The sequence below is a fragment of the Polycladidibacter hongkongensis genome, assembly GCF_001561995.1.
Taxonomy (GTDB): Bacteria; Pseudomonadota; Alphaproteobacteria; order Rhizobiales; family Stappiaceae; genus Pseudovibrio; species Pseudovibrio hongkongensis.
Window position 1 is genome coordinate 74,411 of the sequence record NZ_LLWC01000030.1, and the last position, 22,549, is coordinate 96,959.

19 protein-coding genes and 1 tRNA gene are annotated in these 22,549 nt (G+C 54.4%); 11 read left to right on the forward strand and 9 right to left on the reverse strand.

The features are described from left to right. Positions 1-30 precede the first annotated feature (30 nt). Positions 31-1,455, reverse strand: a complete 1,425-nt coding sequence (gene trmFO, locus AYK82_RS14710; RefSeq protein WP_082733974.1) for a methylenetetrahydrofolate--tRNA-(uracil(54)-C(5))-methyltransferase (FADH(2)-oxidizing) TrmFO — start codon at positions 1,453-1,455, stop codon at positions 31-33. 209 nt (positions 1,456-1,664) lie between these two features. Here trmFO and AYK82_RS14715 point away from each other — a divergent pair, with 209 nt between their 5' ends. Beyond that, entirely contained in the window at positions 1,665-2,291 is a 627-nt protein-coding gene (locus AYK82_RS14715) for a hypothetical protein (protein WP_244265776.1), read from the forward strand. Between the two features lie 596 nt (positions 2,292-2,887). Here the strand turns inward: AYK82_RS14715 and uvrA are convergent. Beyond that, positions 2,888-5,800 (reverse strand): excinuclease ABC subunit UvrA, encoded by a 2,913-nt coding sequence (gene uvrA / locus AYK82_RS14720; protein ID WP_068317632.1) that lies wholly within the window; start codon positions 5,798-5,800, stop codon positions 2,888-2,890. 442 nt (positions 5,801-6,242) lie between these two features. On the opposite strand from uvrA, the gene AYK82_RS14725 reads away from it, so the two are divergent. Further along, on the forward strand, positions 6,243-6,782 hold the full coding sequence (locus AYK82_RS14725; RefSeq protein ID WP_068317636.1) for a single-stranded DNA-binding protein: 540 nt from the start codon (positions 6,243-6,245) through the stop codon (positions 6,780-6,782). Positions 6,783-7,011: 229 nt separating this feature from the next. Here AYK82_RS14725 and AYK82_RS14730 read toward each other — a convergent pair. Together AYK82_RS14730 and AYK82_RS14735 are read right to left on the reverse strand one after the other, a co-directional pair. Then, a tRNA-Glu gene (locus tag AYK82_RS14730) sits at positions 7,012-7,086 on the reverse strand. Between the two features lie 149 nt (positions 7,087-7,235). Then, on the reverse strand, positions 7,236-7,676 hold the full coding sequence (locus tag AYK82_RS14735) for a VOC family protein (RefSeq protein ID WP_068317639.1): 441 nt from the start codon (positions 7,674-7,676) through the stop codon (positions 7,236-7,238). A gap of 377 nt (positions 7,677-8,053) precedes the next feature. Between AYK82_RS14735 and AYK82_RS14740 the strand changes: the two genes are divergently transcribed. After that, positions 8,054-8,635, forward strand: a complete 582-nt coding sequence (locus AYK82_RS14740; protein WP_068317640.1) for a cold-shock protein — start codon at positions 8,054-8,056, stop codon at positions 8,633-8,635. 40 nt (positions 8,636-8,675) lie between these two features. After that, positions 8,676-9,188 (forward strand): DUF192 domain-containing protein, encoded by a 513-nt coding sequence (locus AYK82_RS14745; protein WP_172795253.1) that lies wholly within the window; start codon positions 8,676-8,678, stop codon positions 9,186-9,188. Between the two features lie 8 nt (positions 9,189-9,196). On the opposite strand, the gene AYK82_RS14750 is transcribed toward AYK82_RS14745, so the two are convergent. Both AYK82_RS14750 and AYK82_RS14755 read right to left on the reverse strand, forming a co-directional pair. Further along, a complete protein-coding gene (locus AYK82_RS14750; protein WP_068317644.1) occupies positions 9,197-10,117 on the reverse strand; it encodes a cation diffusion facilitator family transporter in 921 nt (306 codons plus the stop codon). A gap of 121 nt (positions 10,118-10,238) precedes the next feature. Then, complete coding sequence (locus AYK82_RS14755) at positions 10,239-10,868, reverse strand: MarC family protein (protein ID WP_068317694.1); 630 nt, start codon at positions 10,866-10,868, stop codon at positions 10,239-10,241. A 366-nt stretch (positions 10,869-11,234) separates the two neighbouring features. Between AYK82_RS14755 and gyrA the strand changes: the two genes are divergently transcribed. The 6 genes from gyrA (at position 11,235) to tgt (ending at position 18,094) form a co-directional block, all read left to right on the forward strand. Further along, on the forward strand, positions 11,235-13,922 hold the full coding sequence (gene gyrA / locus AYK82_RS14760) for a DNA gyrase subunit A (RefSeq protein ID WP_208976514.1): 2,688 nt from the start codon (positions 11,235-11,237) through the stop codon (positions 13,920-13,922). Positions 13,923-14,025: 103 nt separating this feature from the next. Next, positions 14,026-14,523: a pantetheine-phosphate adenylyltransferase gene (gene coaD, locus AYK82_RS14765; protein ID WP_068317651.1), complete on the forward strand. Its 498-nt coding sequence runs from the start codon at positions 14,026-14,028 to the stop codon at positions 14,521-14,523. 78 nt (positions 14,524-14,601) lie between these two features. Continuing rightward, positions 14,602-15,105: a peptidylprolyl isomerase gene (locus AYK82_RS14770; RefSeq protein ID WP_068317696.1), complete on the forward strand. Its 504-nt coding sequence runs from the start codon at positions 14,602-14,604 to the stop codon at positions 15,103-15,105. Positions 15,106-15,160: 55 nt separating this feature from the next. Continuing rightward, complete coding sequence (locus AYK82_RS14775) at positions 15,161-15,631, forward strand: peptidylprolyl isomerase (RefSeq protein ID WP_068317697.1); 471 nt, start codon at positions 15,161-15,163, stop codon at positions 15,629-15,631. Between the two features lie 213 nt (positions 15,632-15,844). Beyond that, positions 15,845-16,924: a tRNA preQ1(34) S-adenosylmethionine ribosyltransferase-isomerase QueA gene (gene queA / locus AYK82_RS14780; RefSeq protein ID WP_068317653.1), complete on the forward strand. Its 1,080-nt coding sequence runs from the start codon at positions 15,845-15,847 to the stop codon at positions 16,922-16,924. A 3-nt stretch (positions 16,925-16,927) separates the two neighbouring features. Beyond that, positions 16,928-18,094 (forward strand): tRNA guanosine(34) transglycosylase Tgt, encoded by a 1,167-nt coding sequence (gene tgt, locus AYK82_RS14785; RefSeq protein ID WP_068317655.1) that lies wholly within the window; start codon positions 16,928-16,930, stop codon positions 18,092-18,094. 100 nt (positions 18,095-18,194) lie between these two features. On the opposite strand, the gene AYK82_RS14790 is transcribed toward tgt, so the two are convergent. The 3 genes from AYK82_RS14790 to galU are packed head-to-tail and all read right to left on the reverse strand — an operon-like array spanning position 18,195 to position 21,453. After that, positions 18,195-19,511: a nucleotide sugar dehydrogenase gene (locus AYK82_RS14790; RefSeq protein WP_068317658.1), complete on the reverse strand. Its 1,317-nt coding sequence runs from the start codon at positions 19,509-19,511 to the stop codon at positions 18,195-18,197. A 21-nt stretch (positions 19,512-19,532) separates the two neighbouring features. Further along, positions 19,533-20,546 (reverse strand): NAD-dependent epimerase, encoded by a 1,014-nt coding sequence (locus tag AYK82_RS14795; protein ID WP_068317663.1) that lies wholly within the window; start codon positions 20,544-20,546, stop codon positions 19,533-19,535. A 34-nt stretch (positions 20,547-20,580) separates the two neighbouring features. Next, on the reverse strand, positions 20,581-21,453 hold the full coding sequence (gene galU, locus AYK82_RS14800; protein ID WP_068317666.1) for a UTP--glucose-1-phosphate uridylyltransferase GalU: 873 nt from the start codon (positions 21,451-21,453) through the stop codon (positions 20,581-20,583). A 274-nt stretch (positions 21,454-21,727) separates the two neighbouring features. On the opposite strand from galU, the gene cysQ reads away from it, so the two are divergent. Then, the gene (gene cysQ, locus AYK82_RS14805; protein ID WP_068317669.1) at positions 21,728-22,540 is read left to right on the forward strand and encodes a 3'(2'),5'-bisphosphate nucleotidase CysQ; all 813 of its coding nucleotides are present in this window, start codon (positions 21,728-21,730) and stop codon (positions 22,538-22,540) included. The last annotated feature ends 9 nt before the right edge of the window (positions 22,541-22,549 follow it).

Genomic DNA, 22,549 nt, shown 5'->3' on the forward strand with positions numbered 1-22,549 from the left:
GTCCAGCTTACGTCGCTGATACCAATTGATTTAGGCCGGTTCGGTGGTGCTGCTCTCGATTTTGTCAGCAACCCATGCCTTGAAGTCTTCCAGCCCACGGCGGGCCATTACCTGCTTTTTCAAACGAGTTTTTTCTTTGCCGCGCAAGCGCTTGCCATCCGGAGATTTTGGCATTTCCTCCAAGGGCGGCAGCAGGCCGAAGTTGATGTTCATGGGTTGGAACGAGCGGGGCCCGCCGCTGGTTTCATCTGCCAAATGCCCCCCTGTAATGTGAGCTACCAGCGCGCCGCAGGCGGAGGTAACAGGAGGCGTTTCGATCTGCTGACCGAGGACTTCAAAGGCGGTTAACAGACCGGTAATGCAACCGATGGCCGTTGATTCAACGTAGCCTTCACAGCCAGTGATTTGTCCGGCGAAACGCAGGTGTGGCAGTGCTTTAAGGCGCAGTTGCCCATCCAGAACCTTTGGCGAATTGAGGAATGTGTTGCGATGCAAGCCACCAAGGCGGGCGAACTGGGCGTTTTCCAGCCCGGGGATCATTTTAAAGATGTCGCCCTGCGCACCATATTTTAACTTGGTTTGGAAACCAACCATATTATAGAGCGTGCCCAAGGCGTTATCCTGCCGCAATTGAACCACTGCGTAGGGTTTTTCATCGGGCCTATGGGCATTGGTGAGGCCCATCGGTTTCATCGGACCGTGACGCAGGGTCTCCCGGCCACGGGCCGCCATCACTTCGATCGGCAAGCACCCGTCAAAATATGGGGTGTTTTTCTCCCATTCCTTGAAGTCGGTGGTATCGCCATCGATCAGGGCATCAATAAAGGCTTCGTACTGCTCTTTGTCCAAGGGGCAGTTGATGTAATCCTTGCCCGTACCGCCGGGGCCGACTTTGTCATAGCGCGATTGATACCACGCTTTGTCCATATCAATGCTTTCTGTATGGACGATTGGGGCGATGGCATCGAAGAAGGCCAGCGAATCTTCTTCACTGGCTGCGAGGATCGCTTCTGACAGGGCTGGAGACGTGAGCGGGCCACTGGCGATAATCGCAAGACCTTCGGTCGCGGCTGGCAGGGTGGTCACTTCCTCGCGGCGGATCTCGATAAGCGGGTGGTCTTCCAGTGCTGCTTGCACAGCGGCGGAGAAGCCATCACGGTCTACGGCGAGGGCCCCGCCTGCTGGCACCTGATTGGCATCTGCCGCTTGCATAATCAAAGATCCGGCGGCGCGCAGCTCGGCGTGCAGCAAGCCCACGGCATTGTTTTCTGCATCATCAGAGCGGAATGAGTTGGAACAAACCAACTCTGCCAAATCACCGGTTTTGTGAGCATCAGTGCCACGCACAGGGCGCATCTCGTGCAGCACGACGTTGAGGCCTTTGCGGGCAATCTGCCACGCGGCCTCGCTGCCTGCCAGTCCGCCGCCAATGATATGGATGGGTTGCTTGCTCATCTCATGCGTATCCAGTTTGCTGTTTTGGAGGCCTTTGCGCCACGCCTTGCCAAAAGGTTTTGGGGCTTGAAGCGGGCGGCGCAGCCTCGTAAGTTGAGGCACTGCTTAACGCGCCTTTGGTTTGGTTTCAATGTGCTTTTTGCAGTTTCTTGAGGGGCCGACACAAGTCTTGGCGGGCGATGGCCCTTAAGAAATAAGGGGTAAGTGATTTGCAGAGTTCGAGACTGGCGGTTGTCAGTGCCATCTGTGCAATGGTGTGCGCATGCCAAAGCAGTGGGCATGGCTCGATTGCGCAGTGGTATGAGCAGATGTCGGCGCAGCAACCAAAAGGGGAGCGCCTTTATATCTGCCATGGCTTTGGTTGCGCCTACACGCAGCCGGTAATGTTTGAGGCCAAAGCGGAGCGTCGGTTGCGGAGTATTTTGGCAAAAGGGCGCGCATCGGCCAGCAATGAACGCAAAGCGATTGCCAAAGCTGTGAGCTGGCAAGAAAAGCGGGTGGCTGCCAGTGTGGGTTCAGCGGGCGATGTTGGCGGCCTCGACATGCAAAATGGTGGCCAGCGCGGGCAGCTGGACTGTATTGACGAGGCCGCCAACACCACCAGCCTTTTGCTCTATGCGCAGCGCAAGGGCATGTTGCGTTATCACACTGTTGAGCGCCCGGATGCGCGTGGTTTCTTTTTGGATGGCCGCTACCCCCATGCTACGGCTGTTATCAAAGAGAACGAAAGCGGTGCGTTGTTTGCGGTGGACAGCTGGCGGCTGGGAAACGGGCAAGCCCCTGACATCCTGCCCCTTAAAAGGTGGCGGGCGATTACAGCCGCAGATCTGGGCTAAATCTTTTGCTGTGACAGGGTAGAGAATACAGCTGGGCCGAGATGCGCTGGAATACTATCTGGATGCTATAAAGGTTTGCTGAAATCCTAGTTTAAAAGTTTTAAAGCGCCCGTCGGTGGGAGGTCCGACGAGCGCTTCAAAATAGGCGCAGAGATTTGGGAGGAAAATCATCTCTGCGAAAGGCTCCGAAGCGACTTGGGAGGAGGAGGTGTCGCCTGAAGCTCTGGGGGAGTGACGAAGATGATTGGGAGGAGGTCTCCGTCGCTCTTGAGGTGTTTATACCCATGCACTGCGATGCTGTGAACTCCCTTTTTGCGCATGTCAGCTGCGCAAAAAATGCATAGCTTAAACGTAAAGCCTACGGGATATTATCTAAACAAACTGCTGATTGTGCTATAAATCACGTGAAACCGTCGTATATCATTGCGTGAAACGCATGCCTGACTATGGCAAAATTCGTCTTGGTTTTCTTCGTAGTCCTAAGGCATTTCACGGGTCTGTTTTGCATGTTTCGCACTCTTAAATGGAAAAAGGCCCCTGGATCCGGGGCCTCATTCACTCGATTTCACAAAATCGAACTTTGCGCAGCCAAAGGGCTATGCTGTCTTACTTTGCGTTTCCTGTAATACAATTTCGGCTTGTTGGCGGCGCTCATTGAGCTCTGCTAAGAACTGGCCGGTGTAGCTTTCTTTGACTTGGCTTAGTTTTTCAGGAGCGCCGCAGGCGACGACCGTCCCGCCGCCGTCGCCGCCCTCCGGCCCAAGGTCAATCACCCAGTCTGCTGTGTTGACCACTTCCAGATTGTGCTCGATAACCAACACTGTGTTACCCTGATCTGCCAGCTCTTGCAAAACTTCCAATAGTTTGGCCACATCATGGAAGTGTAGGCCGGTGGTTGGCTCATCCAAAATATATAGGGTTCGCCCGGTGGAGCGTTTGGAAAGCTCTTTGGCCAGCTTGATGCGCTGTGCTTCCCCGCCAGAGAGCGTGGTTGCCTGCTGGCCCACCTTGATATAGCCAAGGCCAACGCGGACGAGGGTCTCCATCTTGTCGCGAATAGAAGGGACAGCGGAAAAGAACTCGCGCCCCTCTTCTACGGTCATATCCAAAACATCGGCGATGGACTTGCCCTTGAATTGCACCTCCAAAGTTTCACGGTTGTAGCGCTTGCCTTTGCAAACATCGCAGGTGACATAGACGTCTGGCAGGAAGTGCATTTCGATTTTGATGACGCCGTCCCCCTGACAAGCCTCGCAGCGTCCGCCTTTGACGTTGAACGAAAAACGTCCGGGGGCGTAACCGCGCGCTTTCGCTTCTGGCAAGCCGGCAAACCATTCTCGAATTGGTGTGAACGCACCGGTGTAGGTGGCTGGGTTTGAACGCGGGGTGCGGCCAATCGGCGACTGATCGATGTCGATCACTTTGTCGAGATGTTCAAACCCCTCAATTCGATCGTGGGGCGCGGGATTGCCGCGAGCGCCATTGAGCTGGCGGGCTGCTGACTTGTAGACAGTGTCAATGAGGAAGGTAGATTTGCCGCCGCCGGAAACACCGGTGACGCAGGTAAATGTGCCCAGAGGGATCTGTACATCGATGTTTTTCAGGTTGTTGCCGCGGGCACCGAAAACCTTCAACATTCGGTCCTTCTTGGGTTTGCGGCGTGCACCTTGCCGTTCTATTTTCAAGCGGCCTGTCAAATATTGCCCGGTCAAGGACTTAGGGTGGGCCATGACTTGCGAGGGAGACCCTTGCGCGACGATGGTGCCGCCATGAATGCCCGCGCCAGGTCCGATGTCAACCACATGGTCTGCGGTTAGAATTGCGTCTTCGTCGTGCTCGACAACGACAACGGTGTTGCCTAAATCGCGCAGGTGCTTCAAAGTTTCCAAAAGGCGGGCGTTGTCACGCTGATGCAGGCCGATGGAAGGTTCGTCAAGAACATAGAGCACGCCGGTGAGACCAGAGCCGATTTGCGAGGCCAGACGAATACGCTGGCTTTCCCCGCCAGACAGAGTGCCTGAGGCACGGTCAAGCGAGAGGTACTCCAACCCGACATCATTAAGAAACTTTAGGCGTTCTCGGATTTCCTTTAGGATGCGAGTTGCGATTTCCCTTTGCTTGGCAGATAGGCGGGGCTCTAACTGTGCAAAGAAGTTCAAGGCCTTACCGATTGACAGGCCAGTGAGCTCGCCAATATGCTTATCAGTGATTTTTACAGCAAGCGCCTCCGGTTTCAGACGGTAGCCGTTACAGGCATCGCAGGCGTGATCCGATTGAAAGCGTGTAAGCTCCTCACGCACCCACTGGCTGTCGGTTTCACGCCAGCGCCGCTCAATGTTGCCAATGACACCTTCGAAAGTTTTCTCGGTTTTGTATGAGCGCGTGCCATCATCATAAGTGAGGGCGATTTTCGTTCGGCCTGTTCCGTATAGCAGGATCTGCTTAAAATCGTCAGGTAGCTCGCGCCACGACGTGTCCATGCTCATTCCGTAATGCTTGCAAAGCGACTGCAGTGTCTGCGTGTAGTAGGGGGAGGTTGCGCCGGTTTTTGCCCATGGGGCCAGTGCTCCTTTTGCAAGCGACAGACTTTGATCGGGGACCACCAACTCGGCCTCAAAGGCGAGTTTGGTACCAAGTCCATCACAGGAGGGGCAGGCGCCGAAGGGGTTGTTAAACGAGAACAGCCGCGGCTCGATCTCCGGAATCGTGAAGCCGGAGACCGGGCATGCAAACTTTTCTGAAAAAATCAGTTGCTCCGGATCGCCCTTCGCATTGGTCTTGTCGGCAAATTCCAGCGTTGCCAGACCTTCTGCCAGTTGCAAAGCTGTCTCCAGAGAATCGGCCAATCGGCCAGCCATATCCTCGCGCACCACGAGACGATCCACAACCACATCGATATTGTGCTTGTATTTTTTATCCAGAGCCGGAGCCTCGGCAATCTCGTAGAAAGTGCCGTCGATCTTGAGACGCTGGAACCCCTTTTTCATCAGTTCGGCGAGTTCTTTCTTAAACTCGCCTTTGCGTCCGCGTACGATCGGCGCCATAAGGTAAAGGCGGGTACCTTCTTCCAGCTCCAACACGCGGTCGACCATTTGGCTTACCGTTTGACTCTCGATCGGCAGGCCGGTTGCCGGGGAATAAGGTACGCCAACCCGCGCAAACAACAACCGCATGTAATCGTAGATTTCGGTGACGGTGCCCACTGTGGAGCGCGGATTGCGCGAGGTGGTTTTTTGCTCGATGGAGATCGCGGGAGACAGGCCATCGATTTGGTCAACATCCGGCTTTTGCATCATCTCCAGAAATTGACGGGCATAGGCAGACAGGCTTTCTACGTATCGGCGCTGCCCCTCGGCGTAGATCGTGTCGAAAGCCATGGAGGATTTGCCGGAGCCGGAAAGTCCGGTCATGACAATTAGTTCGTCTCTGGGCAGATCCAGATCGACATTTTTCAAATTATGTTCGCGCGCCCCGCGCACGGAAATATGTTTCTGCCCCGAATGTGCCATTCTAACGATCCTCTTCGAGCCTTCCTGTCATCTGTATGGGTGAGGGAGACGCTTGCACAACTGTATTTTCTCCTGCAAACCGTCCGCGCATTCTCACCAAGCAATGCATATGTATAGAGGCCTTATAAATAAACCAGCGATTTTCTGCGATATCTTGCGGATTGATGTGAACGTATGAAGAACATTATAAAAGTGCAAGTGCTTTTTTGCAGCTGTTGACTCTAGATGTAAGGGAAGTGGGTCACTTCATTGCGGGGAAATGCAAATTAAGTAGGTCATTGTGGTTTTTCCCTTCACAGGACGGGAAGACTTGCCGTTTTGTGGGGACAATGGGCGAACATGGAGAGGGAGAGTTGCCAGAGGCGGGGTGCAGCGCGTAGGGTCGGCAGCAAATTTTTAATGCGCCACTGAAGAAGTCGCAGCGCAGTGAATGGAGAGAAAAATGGCGGGAAGTGTCAATAAAGTTATTCTCGTGGGCAATCTTGGTGCCGATCCGGAAGTCCGGCGCACGCAGGATGGCCGCCCGATTGTAAACTTGCGCATTGCGACCTCTGAAACGTGGCGGGATCGTAACAGCGGCGAGCGCCGCGAACGAACCGAATGGCACCGTGTTGTTGTTTTTTCAGAAGGCTTGGCAAAGGTTGCCGAGCAGTATTTGCGCAAGGGTTCTAAAGTCTATCTAGAAGGGCAATTGCAAACGCGCAAATGGCAGGATCAGAGTGGGCAGGATCGTTACTCCACCGAGGTGGTCCTACAAGGCTTCAATTCTACGCTGACCATGCTTGATGGTCGCGGTGAGGGCGGTGGCCAGCAAGGTGGCGGCGGCTTTGGTGGCGGCGATGATTATGGCAACGGTGGCGGCAACGGTGGCGGCTACGGCGGCGGCGGTCAGCAAGGCGGCAGCTTCGGAGGTGGTGGCCAGCAAGGTGGCGGCGGCTTTGGTGGCGGCGGCGGAGCAATGGATGATGAGATCCCATTCTAGGGCTGCGCATAATCTGAAAACTGTAAGCTGCTGTTGTCAAGACAGCAGCTTTTTTATGGGCTTTTCTTGAATCAGGGGGCATACCAGCCCACATCTGCGCCGATGTCTCATTGAAGCCGTATCAACTGGTGGAAATGTGCTAGATGGGAAGTGCAAAAAAGCACACAAAAAACCCGTCTAGGCTATTGCCTGCGGGTTCTTTGTATCCGGAGAATAATCTTGCCAAAAATGGTACGCCCAAGGGGAATCGAACCCCTGTTTCCGCCGTGAAAGGGCGGCGTCCTAACCGCTAGACGATGGGCGCCTAGATCATTTGCGAGCGGTGTTTCCGCTGCCGGTAGAAGGGCTTATAAGCTGAGCCTTTCTACCTTGCAAGTGGTTTTTTATAGTAATTTTAGTTTTTTAACAGGCAGGAGGCGAGCGGCGCATCCTGCGGCTGTTGTTTGGGCTGATTTACCACGTGCCGGTGTTGGGCATGGAGGCCCATGGTTCGGCTGGTGCCAGAGCTTCGCCTTTTTGCAGAAGTTCCAGCGAAATGCCATCGGGAGAGCGCACAAAGGCCATGTGCCCGCAGCGCGGCGGGCGGTTGATGGTCACACCCGCGGCCTGCAAGTCTGCGCAAGTCTGATAGATATCATCAACTTCGAAGGCCAGATGGCCAAAATTGCGTCCGCCGGTGTAGTCTTCGGGGTCCCAGTTGTACGTTAATTCCAGAAGTGGTGCCTTGCCAGCTTTCACGCTTGCCTCGTCTTCCGGCGCGGCTAGGAAGATCAAGCTGAAACGGCCCTTCTCGTTATCGATCCGGCGCATTTCGCGCAAGCCTAGCTTGTTACAGTAAAAATCCATCGAAGCGTCCAGATCGCTGACGCGCACCATTGTATGTAGGTATCGCAAGGTTATGTCCTTTGTTAAGAGGAAGATGTGGGGGTACTTGATGCGTAGGTAAGCGGTTGCCCAGCATATTCAAGGGCACGGTGTGCTGTTTTTCAAGAACCTGAGGGAGTAAATAAAGAGTTACCTAAAGAAAACGCGAGCGATTGCTACTGAAACTACTGATTATTAACACTGTTTATTCCTGAAATGCACTGATACTTGTAACTAGGCTATGTAAATCAGCAGGGGATCATTAATATTTTTTTAACGCTTTGCTCTGTTGCGCGCAGCTTTGGCTGATATTCTGATTTCGTGGAATCAAGTCGGGCGAGCGCGGCAGGGGCAAATTGCGGCGCGCGCCTATTGATAAATGCGGCGAAGAATTCGGGGCACTCACTATGGTCGAAAAGACAGCGCCTGAGTTGGTCTCTCCCGAGGGGCTTAACGAAGACGAATCTCTTGATGTATTGACAATTGCCGGTTCGATAAAGTGGTTCGATATTGGCAAGGGCTTTGGATTTATCGAGCCTGAAAATGGTATGCCGGATGTGCTGTTGCATGTAACATGTTTGCGCCGTGATGGTTATCAGACCGCATATGAGGGTGCGCGTGTGGTTTGCGAGGTGCTCAACCGGCCGCGTGGTTTGCAAGCCTTGCGTATTCTGTCTATGGATGAGAGCGTTGCCGTGCATCCCTCGCAGCTGCCACCATCGCGCACCCATGTACAGGTCATTGCCGAGACGCCATTTCTAGAAGCGGAAGTGAAGTGGTTTAACCGGGTAAAGGGCTTTGGCTTTTTAACAATGGGCGATGGCGGTGAGGACATTTTCGTGCATATGGAGACGCTGCGCCGCTTTGGAATTACCGAGCTACGCCCGGGGCAAAAAGTTCAGGTGCGTTTCGGGCATGGGCCGAAGGGCCGCATGGCGGCGGAGCTGCGGCCCATGGGCGAAGGGACGCATATCCCGCAGTCGCATTGATCCCGCGAAGTATTGGATTGTTGTATCTATGGAATGGTGTTTGTCACGTTTATTGTTGGTTTTGCTTGGCTTATGCGCGGTGCTCGCAACTTTGGGGCCGTTACAAGCGCAAACCAAGCCAAACATGCATAATGATGGTGTGAAGCAGTCGAAGAAAATGGCGGTGGTCGCCGTGCGGATTAGCGGCTCTAACAACAAGGTCCACCACTTCTCCGCGGAGGTGGCGAAAAGCCCGTCCGAGCGGGCGCGGGGTTTGATGTATCGCCAACAGCTGGCACCAAATGCGGGTATGCTGTTTGTATTTGAGGACGCTGGCCCACAAACCTTCTGGATGAAAAACACCTATTTGCCGCTTGATTTGTTGTTTATCGATGCGCAGCGCCGGGTACATCATATTGCGGCCAATGCGGTGCCGTTTTCGGAAAAAATCATTTCATCACGAGGGGATGTGGTGGCCGTGCTGGAGATCAACGGTGGTCTGGCGAAGAAGCTTGGCATCAGGGTTGGAGACCGGGTGGATTGGGGCGCTGACAACGAGCGCCCCGGCTTGTAAAGGTGGAGCTAAGCTGCAGCTTCGCTGCGTGCTTGGGCTTCAAGGAAAATCCTCTGTACCACGGGCAATTCCGCTTTTATTTGTTTTGCAAGATCCGCGATGATTTGCTCCACGTTTTCCGCGCTCAGCGTATTGTCGAAGTCCAATGAGGCAACAAGCAGCACTTCGTTGGGACCAAGGTGAAGAGTTCGCATCTCGTTTACATGCTCAACCGCGTCTGGCGCTTCCAACATGTTGCGAATGGTTGCATTGGTCTCTTCAGAGGCTGTTTCGCCAACCAGTAGCCCTTTGGTCTCGTAGGCCAAAACCCAAGCAGTAACCGCCAGAATGACGCCGATGAGCATGGAAGCGGCGCCATCTGCCCATGGAATGGCAAAGTATTGGCCAGCAGCGATGCCGATAAAGGCGACGATCAGGCCTAGCATGGCAGCGGTGTCTTCAAACAGAACGGTGAATACTGTCGGGTCTTTGGAATCGCGAACTGCGCTAACCAGCGAACGTTTGCCACGGGTGCGAGCGAACTCTTTGTAGGCAACCATCCATGCCCAGCCTTCGAAGATAATCGAGGCGCCTAGCACAAGGTAGGCGATAAAGGCGGATTCGATTGGATGCGGGTGCAGTACTTTCTGAAAGCCCTCATAAAGGGAAATGCCAGCGCCAACAGCAAAAATCATGATGGCGACAACGAAGGCCCAAAAATAAAGCTCGGGACCATAGCCAAAGGGATGTTTGGCGTCAGCCGGGCGGGCGGCGCGTTTCATGCCATAGAGAAGCAGGCCTTGATTGCCAGTGTCGACAAGGGAGTGAATGCCCTCAGAAAGCATAGCCGCTGAACCTGTGTAGGCTGCGGCTGCAAATTTGGTGATGGAAATAAGCGTATTGCCCGCAAGGGCGGCGAATATGACTTTTTTCGAGCCTTGTGCAGCCATGAGATGCCCCGAATACTTGGTCCGACTCAAAGCCTGAGACCGTGAACGATGGTTTGAGGGATACTACATAGGCGTGACAGCACAAAGCGGTAATCTAACGCTGTGGCCGTATCGAGAGGCTCTAGAGGCCGATGAGCGAACGGGTGCCATCGGCGACAAATTGCACGGAAAGGGCTGCCAGCAGTACGCCAAACAGGCGCGTGATAATCATCTGCAGGGTAGGGCCGAGATAGGCCGAGATTTTATCGGCGAGTAAAAAGGCGATAAAACACAGGCCAAGCACGGCGGCGATTACCGCTAGAAGGCCAAATTGGCCGCTCACTCCCGGTGCCTCGCCGGAGAGCAGAATGACGGCGGAGATAGTTGCCGGACCAGAGATTAGCGGAATTGCCAACGGAAACACGGCAACATTGGCGTGATCTTCACCCGCATCGGTGGTTTTTTCCGCGCTTTCGGCTTTGCGCTTCTGCCGGTGTTCAAACACCATTTCGACAGCAATAATGAAAAGAAGCAGGCCGCCAGCGACTTGGAAGGCTGCCTGTGAAATGCCCATAAACTGCAAAAGGGAGCGGCCAGCGAGAAAGAAGCCGAGTAATATCAAGGCTGCAATGCCAACCGCTTTCAGAGCCACTGCGCGGCGTTGGCTAGACGAAGCGCCAACGGTGACCGCCAAAAACACAGGCGCAAGACCAATCGGATCAATGGTGACAAACAGCATGGCCGCTGCATTTGAGAGAAAGTCAAAGGGCATTTCGCGCTCCATTGCCGATTATGTGTCTATTGCTCTTGGTCCCTATGGTTTGTCTTGGCGAAAAAAAGCAGTTTTGGCAAGGGATTCTGCGCTGATTCACAGGGGGTGACAGGCGATTGCCAGCCCAATGATAAAGGGGGGAGCAGGTCCTTGCGGATATTTCGTCATGAATGGGCGAAACCTGCGCATTTTTGGGGAGTTATACAGAAAAGCACAGGGCTTTTGAATTGGTTCTGGGAATTGAATCGGATATATGTAATTGCCGAATATAACAATTGATGAGACTAGTCCTTGGCTGATCAGGATCAAACGACCCCAACGGGTGGGTTACCTAGCGATATTAAGCCCATTTCAATCACCGATGAGATGAAGCGCAGCTACCTTGATTACGCGATGAGCGTAATCGTTTCGCGTGCGCTACCGGATGTTCGGGACGGGCTCAAGCCGGTGCACCGGCGTATTTTGTACTCCATGTACGAAAACGGTTATGAGTACAATAAGCCCTACAGAAAGTCCGCCCGTGTGGTCGGCGATGTGATGGGTAAGTATCACCCGCATGGCGATAGCGCGATCTATGACGCCTTGGTGCGTATGGCGCAGGATTTCTCCATGCGCTTGCCGCTGATTGACGGGCAGGGCAACTTTGGCTCTGTTGACGGCGATCCTGCTGCGGCCATGCGTTATACCGAGTGTCGTCTTGAGAAAGTCTCCCACACACAGCTGGGCGATATCGACAAGAATACCGTAGATTTTCAAGAAAACTATGATGGCTCTGAAAGCGAGCCGGTGGTGTTGCCGGCGCGCTATCCCAACCTGTTGGTGAATGGTGCCGGTGGTATTGCCGTTGGTATGGCTACCAATATTCCCCCGCACAATTTGGGGGAGGTGGTGGACGCTGCCATTGCCTTGATTGAACGGCCAGACATGAGCCTGCCGGAGCTGATGGAGATCGTTCCGGGGCCGGATTTCCCAACGGGTGGTTTGATCCTTGGGCGTGCCGGAATTAAATCGGCCTACGAAAATGGCCGTGGCTCTGTGATCATGCGCGGTAAGGTGGAGACGGAAGAGATCCGCTCTGGCCGGTTTGCGCTAATTATCTCCGAGATTCCGTATCAGGTGAACAAAGCCTCGATGATCGAGAAGATCGCCGAGCTGGTGCGCGAAAAACGCATCGAAGGCATCTCCGACATTCGTGATGAGTCTGATCGTCAGGGTATGCGGGTGGTGATCGAGCTGAAGCGCGATGCAGTGCCTGATGTGGTGCTCAACCAGCTCTACCGCTTCTCACAGCTGCAACAGTCTTTCGGCGCAAATATGGTGGCGCTGAATGGCGGGCGGCCGCAACAGCTCACGTTGCGTGATATGTTGCTGGCTTTTGTTAGTTTCCGTGAGGAAGTTGTCGGGCGGCGTACGCGGTTCCTATTGGCCAAGGCGCGGGATCGAGCGCATGTTCTGGTTGGTCTGGCGGTGGCAACTGCCAATATTGACGAGGTTATCAAGCTTATCCGCAGTGCGCCGGATCCGGCAACCGCTCGGGCGCAGTTGATGGCCCGTGACTGGCCTGCCAGCGATATTGCGCCGCTTATTCAGCTTATTGATGATCCGCGCTATGCGATTTCGGCGGAGGGGACGTTCCGCCTTTCTGAAGATCAGGCGCGAGCGATCTTGGATCTGCGCTTGCAGCGTTTGACCGCCATTGGTCGCGATGAAATCGAAGCGGAGTTGGATAAGCTTGCAGCAGAGATCAAGGATTATCTTGATATTCTGCGCTCCCGCGAACGGGTGCAGCGCATTGTGCGTGAAGAGCTGGAAGAGGTGAAGAACGAATTCGCTACACCGCGCCGGACAGAGATTACTGATGGTGGCGGGGATCTGGATGATGAAGATCTGATTGCCCGTGAAGATATGGTGGTGACGGTGTCGCATGGTGGCTACATCAAGCGCGTGCCGCTGGATACCTACCGGGCGCAGCGCCGGGGCGGTAAGGGCCGCTCTGGCATGTCGACCAAGGACGAGGATTTCGTCACGCGTCTATTCGTTGCCAATACGCATACACCGGTGTTGTTCTTCTCATCGCGCGGCATTGCCTATAAAATGAAAGTCTGGCGCCTGCCGCTTTCAAGCCCGCAAGCGCGCGGCAATGCGCTGGTGAACCTGCTGCCTCTGGAGCAGGGCGAGCGTATTACCTCTATTTTGCCTTTGCCGGAAAACGAGGAAAGCTGGGGCGAGCTGGATGTGATGTTCTCCACCACGCGCGGTACGGTGCGTCGAAACAAGCTCTCCGATTTTGCCCAGATCAACAAGAACGGCAAAATCGCCATGAAGCTTGATGAGGGCGATGGCATTGTTAACGTTATGACCTGCACCGAAGATGATGATGTGCTGCTGACGTCTGCCGCGGGCCAGTGTATCCGCTTTGCAACCACAGATGTTCGGGTGTTTAACAGCCGTAATTCTGTTGGTGTGCGCGGTATCAATCTGGCTGAGGGAGATAAGGTTATCTCCATGGCGATCCTCAAGCATTTTGACTGCGAGGCGGATGAGCGCACAGCGTTTATGAAAATGTCACGCGCAAACGGCAGCGATGAGGCCGAGGGCGAGAGTGAAGCGGTTGCTCTGCTTTCAGAAGAGCGCATTGCGGCCATGCAGGATGCGGAAGAAACCATTTTGACGATCTCGCAAAATGGTTATGGCAAGCGCACCTCTTCCTTTGAGTATCGCACCACAGGGCGCGGCGGCAAAGGGATCACAGCCATGGCGGTGAATGAACGCAACGGGCCACTTGTTGCTTCGTTCCAGGTTGAGGGCGGTGACGAAATCATGCTGGTTACTGATGGCGGGCAGTTGATCCGTTGTCCGGTCGAGGGTATCCGCATTGCCGGGCGCTCAACTCAAGGGGTGATTGTCTTCAAGACGGCTGCTGATGAGAGTGTTGTCTCGGTGGAGCGTATTCCTGAAGTGGAAGATAAAGGTGAGGACGCTGACGCTGCACCTGTTGAAGGCGAGGTTGCACCTGCTGAGGGCGCGGGCACGCCTGCGCCGGAAGCCGAGTAAACACGTCTTGGATAAACCCTGAGACTTAAAGGGGGCTTTTGCCCCCTTTTTCAATAGGGTTATGCTGGGAGGCAAATGGGCATACTGCGGGTAAGGAGGAGCCATGTCGCGCACAGCGTTGTATCCCGGGTCATTTGACCCACTAACATTTGGTCATCTGGATATTATTGAGCAGTCTCTGACACTTGCTGATGAGGTGATTGTTGCCATTGGTGTTCACCCGGGCAAAGTGCCGCTGTTCAGCTTTGAGGAGCGACGCGATATGATTGCGCGGGTGTGCCGTGACCATTTTGGGGCGCGCGAGGGCGCGCGCGTGACGACCATCTCTTTTGATGGGTTGGTCATTGAAGCTGCAAAAGCGGCGGGGAGCCGTATTCTTGTGCGTGGTTTGCGGGACAGCACCGATCTTAACTACGAGATGCAGATGGCAGGCATGAATGGCGCGATGGCGCCAGAGGTGAAAACTGTGTTTTTACCCTCTTCGCCGCAGATGCGCCCGATTACCGCCACTTTGGTGCGTCAAATCGCAAAAATGGGGGGTGACTACGGCGCGTTTGTCCCTGAATGTGTGGCAGAACAACTTAAAGAACGTTTTGCGTAGACGCTGTTTTTTTCGGATCATATCCCCTTTAACTTCTAGGAGAGTTTCTTGTTACAGTTTTTTCGTGCCTTTGTGGTGATGTTGGGCCTATCCTTTGTGAGTGTGTCAGCCTCGGCGGCTGATCTTGAAAATACCCTTTATCTGGACTTGAAAGATGGCCGGGTAACAATTGAACTGCGCCCGGACTTAGCTCCCGCGCATGTGGAACGGATCAAAACGCTCGCCCGGCAGGGGTTTTATGACGGCATCGTCTTTCACCGGGTGATTGATGGCTTTATGGCGCAAACTGGCGATCCCACCGGCACCGGCATGGGCGGCTCTGACCTGCCGGATCTGAAGGCGGAGTTTTCGCGGGAACCGTTCAAGCGCGGCACGCTCGGTATGGCAAGGGCGGCTAATCCAAACAGTGCCAATTCGCAGTTCTTTATCATGTTTAACGATGGGGACTGGTTGAATGGTCAGTACACTGTTTTTGGTCGGGTTGTCTCGGGTATGGAGCACGTTGACAAGATCAAGCGCGGTGAACCCGTGCAAAACCCTGATAAAATAGTATCTTTGATGGTTGCAGCAGATGCCCAGTAGAGGCTATTTGTAGGGCCAGAACACTTACCATTGATAGATAAAAAGGATGGGCCTTATGGCTGACTATAAAGATCCAGAAAACACCTTGGTTATGGAAACCACCCAAGGTGATGTCGTGATCGAGATGCGCCCTGATCTGGCGCCAAATCACGTGGCTCGCATTAAGGAGCTGGTGCGTGAGGGCTTTTACAACGGCATCGTTTTCCACCGGGTGATTGATGGCTTTATGGCGCAAACCGGCTGTCCGCAAGGCACCGGCACCGGCGGTTCCGGACAAAAGCTGAAGGCAGAGTTTAATGACGCCAAGCACGTGCGTGGCACCTGCTCCATGGCGCGGGCGATGGACCCAAATTCTGGTGATAGCCAGTTCTTCATCTGCTTTGCTGACAGCTCTTGGCTTGATGGCCAGTATACCGTTTGGGGTCAGGTTATCTCTGGCATGGACAACGTGGACAAAATCAAACGCGGCGAGCCGGTGCAAAATCCGGACAAGATTGTTTCTGTCAAGGTTGCGGCTGACGCCTAAGCCTTGGTAAGCGCAAAATCCATTAGGGCTCGGCTTGCCGAGCCCTTTTATTTTGCCTTGTTCGTCAGCCCGTAGCGCCTATCAGCTTGACGCTGGCGACGGTTTGAGGCACACAGCGCCTAAGTGCGAGCGGGCACAGACGGTGCAAGTGGTATGCCCCTCGCAAGAAATACGGCCACAGTGTTTGGCCCATAACTCCTTCAAGGCTGCTTGATGCGCGTAGACGATTTTGATTTCAATCTTCCTCCTGAAAATATAGCGCTGCGGCCGGTTGCGCCGCGCGATAGCGCCAAGATGCTGGTGGTGCGCCCCGGCTGTGCGCCACTGCTCGATGATACCGCGGTTTTGAGCCTACCGGATTTGTTGGAGCCGGGTGATGCGCTGGTGTTTAACGACACCAAGGTGATCCCTGCCCAGCTGCTGGGGTTTCGTAGCCGCGACGGGGTCACCGCAAAAGTCGGGGTGACCTTGCACCAGCGTAGCTGCGCCAATGAGTGGCGGGCATTTGTGCGCCCTGCCAAAAAGCTGCGGGTTGGCGATGAGGTGCGCTTTTCTTTTGATGAGGCAGGTGCAGCGGATGCCACGCTAAACGCAAAAGTAATAGAGAAAAGCGAGGCAGGCGACATCCGCTTTCAGTTTAACAGGAGTGCGGGCGATTTAGATGCGGCCATCGCGCAGGTGGGGCATATTCCCTTACCGCCTTATATTGCCCAAAAGCGGACAGAGGATGCGCAAGACCGGCAAGATTATCAAACCGTGTATGCAAGGCATGAAGGGGCGGTGGCTGCGCCAACAGCTGGGTTACACTTTACAGAGCAGCTGTTTGCGGCGCTTGATACACGTGGCATCGAAAAGCACTTTGTCACCCTGCATGTGGGCGCGGGAACCTTTCTGCCGGTTAAGGTGGATGACACTGACGACCATCAGATGCATGATGAATGGGGCGAGGTGAGCTCTGAGACAGCTAAAGCGCTGAATGCGGTGCGTGCGCGCGGCAACAAGGTGGTGGCGGTGGGGACGACGTCGCTGCGCATTTTGGAAAGCTCGGCGCAGGGTGGGCAAGGCATTCAGCCTTTTTCCGGTTCGACGCAGATATTCATCACCCCGGGCTACCGATTTCAGGCAATTGATGCGCTGATGACCAACTTCCATCTGCCCCGCTCCACGTTGTTTATGCTGGTTAGCGCGCTGGCCGGTCTTGAAGAAATGCAGGCCGCTTATGCGCATGCCATCCAGAATAACTACAGATTTTACAGCTATGGCGACAGCTCCCTGCTGTTTCCCAAGGACTAGATCATGGAACCAGAAGAGACAAAACCTTTCGCATTCAAGCTGCTGAAAACCGATGGTATGGCGCGGCGCGGCGAGATAACCACCCCACATGGGACTGTGCGCACACCGGCCTTTATGCCCGTGGGGACACAGGCGACGGTGAAGGCAATGTATCCGCAACAAGTGCGTGATCTTGGTGCGGATGTGGTGCTGGGCAATACCTATCATTTGATGTTGCGGCCCACAGCGGAGCGGGTGGCGGAACTTGGTGGTTTGCACAAGTTCATGAACTGGCCGCATACAATCTTGACGGATTCTGGCGGGTTTCAGGTGATGTCGCTTTCGGGCCTGCGCAAAATGACCGAGGAAGGCGTTACCTTCTCCTCGCATCATGACGGGTCCAAGCACTTTATGAGCCCGGAGCGTTCCGTGGAGATTCAGGGGCTGCTGGGATCGGATATCCAGATGCAGCTGGATCAGTGCGTGAGGCTGCCTGCCGAACGCAAAGAAATTAGTGAGGCGATGCAGCTTTCATTGCGGTGGGCGGAGCGTTCTCGCCAGCAATTCGAGGCGATGGGCGGTCCGGCTAAGGGACAGGCGCTCTACGGCATTGTGCAGGGCGGTGATCAACCTGACTTGCGGGTGGAGAGTGCGCAGAAGCTCGGCGAACTGCCGATGGAAGGCTATTCGGTGGGTGGCCTTGCTGTTGGTGAGCCGCAAGACGTCATGCTGAAAATGCTGGAAGTGACAACGCCGGCCATGCCAGTTCACAAGCCGCGTTATCTGATGGGCGTTGGCACACCGGATGATATTCTGGAAAGTGTGGCACGAGGGATCGACCAGTTCGACTGCGTCATGCCGACACGGGCGGGACGGCATGGGCTCGCCTTTACGCGTTTTGGCAAAGTGAATTTAAAAAATGCCCGTCATGCGGATGATCCGCGGCCACTGGATGAGAGCTCCCCATGCGAAGCGGCCAATAGCTATTCTCGTGCCTACTTGCATCACTTAGTACGGGTTAACGAGGGGCTAGCAGCGATGCTGTTGACGTGGAACAATCTGGCCTACTATCAGCAACTCATGCAAGGCATGCGCGATGCCATTGAAGACGGGCGTTTTGAAGATTTCCGTTTGGCGACAAAGGCCGGATGGGCGCAGGGCGACCTTGCTCCTTATGTGCGTAGCAACTAAGTCTTGGGGCCCGAATTGGCATTAAGGTTTAGGGCGAGTAGGTAATTATCCTTCTCGCTTTTTACATTAATAAATCAAGTTAATGCATTGTTATATATAATCAAAGACGCCAAAGTTTTACATGAGCTGGCGCTGCTTTGCGTGGTAGGGACGCGTGTAGATCTGCGATCATTGCCCGGTGTGGATTGGCCATGGCCAAAGGTATCTGCCAGCGCGCTTCTGCGGGTTTTTCCTGATCTGTCTTGTGCAAGCCAAAAGCATTGTGTGGAACGGCTATCACAACCAGGTCAGCAGGTTTCGCCTGTGCCTGCTCCAATGTGAGCGGGGCAACGCCGGTTTGCGCCTCGACTTCTGCCGGGGAAGCCAGCGGGTCAATAATTTGCAGTTCGCAGCCAAACTGCTGTAACTCCCCAATAAGGTCGACGGCTTTAGAATTGCGAATATCTGGGACATTGGCCTTATATGTGACACCAAGAACGGTCACTTGCAGAGGTGGTGAAAAGCCAAAGCTCATGGCGCTTTGCATTAGCCTTGTGGCGATGAACAGGGGCATTTGCTCGTTGGTACCGCGGCCTGCGAGGATCACTTGCGGTTCAAAGCCGACAGACTGTGCCTTTTCGGTGAGGTAGTAGGGATCAACGCCGATACAATGCCCACCGACGAGACCGGGTTTGAAATTCAGAAAATTCCATTTGCTGCCAGCTGCGGCTAGTACATCGGCGCTGTCCAGCCCTAGATGATGAAAGAGCATGGCCAGCTCGTTCATCAGGGCGATGTTCAGATCGCGCTGGGTGTTCTCGATGGCTTTAGCCGCTTCTGCGGTGGCTATATTCGGGGCGATGTGCAGGCCTGCGGTGATGATGTGTTTGTACAACGCGCTGGCGCGGTTGCGGGCTTGCTGCGTGTCAGCGCCAATTACCTTCACAGTATTGCTCAATGAATGTTCCGGGTCGCCGGGGTTGATGCGTTCCGGCGAATAAGCAAGATCAAAGTCTTTATGGGCGACGAGGCCAGAGCCTGCCTCTAACAACGGCGCGACAACCTCTTGCGTTGCTCCTGGAAATACCGTGCTTTCCACCAGCACCAAAGCGCCCTGCTTTAACGCCTTGGCTATTGTGCTGGCTGCCGCTTTCAGATGGCTCAAGTCTGGCCGTTTGGAAAGGGTGATCGGGGTGGGGACGGCGATAATATGGCAGGTGGCCTTTGTCAGAACGCAGGCGTCATCACTCAGTAAAAGGCGAGGGATGTTCAATGCGCTGGTGGGCACACTGCCGGTAATGTCCTTTCCCTCTTTTAGGGCTTTGATGCGCGCGGCGCTGCTGTCAAAGCCGACAGTTTGCAAGCCAGCCTTGGCAAAGGCACAGGCTACCGGCAGGCCCACATAGCCAAGGCCGGTGACAGACACGCATTCGCGCATGGGATCGATCCAGTTTGCTACCTAACACTGGTAGTAATCACGATACCATTTGACGAAGTTTGCAACCCCTTGTTTTACGGTGGTTTGCGGCTTAAAGCCGGTGAGCTCAAACAGGTCGGATGAGTCGGCGAAGGTGGCTGCAACATCGCCGGGCTGGAATGGAAGCAGCTCGCGCTGCGCCTTTTTACCAAGCGCCTCTTCAATGGCTTCCAGATACTTCAAGAGCTCGACAGGTTCGGAATTGCCGATATTGCAGATGCGGAAAGGAGCACTGGAACTTGCCGGATCCGCAGAAACCGCATCCCATTGCGGGTTTGCGGCGGGGGGGAGGAAAGTAAGGCGGAAGATTCCCTCGACAATATCGTCCACATAGGTGAAGTCGCGTACCATATTGCCGTGGTTGAACAGCGGCACGGGGCGATCCTCTAAAATCGCCTTGGTGAATTTGAACAGGGCCATATCAGGCCGTCCCCATGGGCCATAAACGGTGAAAAAGCGCAGGCCGGTAACCGCCTGACCAAACAAGTGGGCATAGGAATGGGCCATGGCCTCGTTGGCCTTTTTGGTGGCCGCGTAGAAGCTTACCGGATGGTTGCCACCGCGATGGGGCGAGAGCGGCATGTGCTCGTCTAGCCCAAACACAGAGGACGTGGAGGCGAAGACCATATGCTGCGGTTTGTGCGCCCTAGCGCCTTCCAGCATGGATAGAAAGCCGGTCACGTTAGCATCCACATAGGACTGGGGCGCTTCCAGTGAATAACGCACGCCTGCTTGTCCGGCTAAGTGGATGACGTGGCTTGGTTTATGCTCTGCAAACAGCTGCATGACTGCAGCTGAGTCCTCCAAGCGGATCCGGGCCTCGGTAAAATGATTTCCAGATTTGGCAAGGCGGGCGAGACGCGCTTTCTTTAAATTGACATCGTAGTAATCAGTTAGGCAATCAAGGCCGACCACATGATAGCCTTCATCCAAAAGGCGTTTGGCAACGGCATTGCCGATGAAGCCAGCGGTGCCGGTGACAAGAATGGTCTGCATGGGGTGGTCCTTGATTATGCTTTGTTTTAAGGGATTAAACCAGCTGGCTCAGCAACGGGCGGATCTCGCCAGCCAATGTCTCATCTTCCAAGGCATAGGCAATGTTGGCAGCCAAGAAACCGGCCTTCGAGCCGCAATCGAAGGTTTGCCCCTTAAACTCTACGCCGTGGAATGGTTGGCCTTGCATGAGCTGTAGCATGGCGTCGGTCAGCTGAATTTCACCGCCAGCTCCGGCGGCTTGTGTTTGTAGAAGATCGAAGATTTCCGGCTGCAGAATATAGCGGCCATTTATGTACAGATTTGAAGGTGCGGTGCCCTGTGCCGGTTTTTCTACCATACCGGTGATCGGGAACGAGCCATCAGCGGCGATGGCGCCGCGCTCGATAATGCCGTAGTTGTGAGTTTGGTCTTCGGGGACTTCTTGCACCGAGATAACGTTTCCGCCATGGGTATTGTAGGCTTCAACCATCTGAGAGAGGCAACCCTTTTGTGCCTTCATAAGCATGTCCGGCAAGAGGATGGCGAAAGGGTCGCGGCCAATAATATCGCGGGCACACCAAATGGCGTGACCAAGGCCAAGAGGGGCCTGTTGCCGGGTGAATGAGGTGGTGCCTGCGCCGGGGCGGATCTTGTCAAGCAGCGCGATCGCTTCTTGTTTGTCGCGGCCTCGCAAGGTTTCTTCCAGTTCGTAAGCTATGTCAAAATGGTCTTCTATGACATGTTTGTTGCGGCCAGTGACAAAGACAATATGCTCAATCCCTGCGGCGCGGGCTTCATCGACAACGTATTGCACCACTGGTGCATCGACGATGGTAAGCATTTCTTTCGGCACGGCTTTGGTTGCTGGTAGAAAACGCGTACCAAGGCCAGCGACAGGTAGAACAGCTTTTTTAATTGCTTTGGTCACGAGACGCCCCCGATATTTTCAGATTTCTTTATGTGCGAAACTAACCTCTAGCGCATAAGTATGGAAGGGCTTTTGGTCAACCAAGGGAGAGTGCGCAGTGACAATTCCTCGGGATAAGTCAGTGATTTTTCACAGTGCTGTCAAATAGGAAAAGCCTTTGCTTGGCTTGGCGCATGAATGGGTAAAGATAAGAGGGCTTTACCTTTTTGATTCTCGAGAGTAGAGATCTACTGTTGGTTGTGTATTGCGCATGTTTATAGTCGGAAAGTGTCGCATGATTGAAACAATGAAAACCGCTGCGCTCGCAGCTGGAAATGAGATCTTGCGGATCTACGAATCTGACTTTGAGGGCACCTTGAAGGAGGATGGCACGCCGGTGACCATCGCCGATCAACGGGCCGAGAAGATTATCGAGAAAATACTGGCCGATGCGTTTGCCGACGTGCCGATGATTGGCGAGGAAGCAGCGGCCTACGGACGCCTGCCAGCAGAAAAAGAGCGTATCTTTATTGTTGACCCGCTTGATGGAACCAAAGAGTTTATCATGCGGAATGGCGAGTTTACCGTCAATATCGCATTGATAGAGCGCGGCGTCCCTGTGCTTGGTGTGATCTACGCACCGGTGCTGCAGGAGCTGTTTTGGGGTATTGCGGGCGAAGGGGCCTATAAGCAGTTTATTGACGCTGATATCGCTGAAGCGCCGCAATCGATCGCGACAAGAGGCTGTGACGCCGAGCCTTTGGTGGCCTTGGCCAGCCGTTCGCACGCTTCGCTTGATACCGAAGCGATGATCGAGAAACTGGGCATGTGCTCTGTCAAAAACGCGGGATCTTCATTGAAGTTCTGCCGCGTTGCCGAGGGATCAGCGGATTTTTACCCCCGCCTTGCGCCCACAATGCAATGGGACACAGCAGCCGGAGATGCGATTCTTCGGGCAGCTGGCGGCGCTGTTGTGGGACTGGATGGCGATCCGCTGCGCTACGGCATTGCGGAGAGACATGGAACCCGCGCCTATGAAAACCCATCCTTTCTTGCGGTGGGGGATAGCAAAATTATTTCCCAATACGAGCTGCTGCCAGTTTCCTAGGCTTCGGCA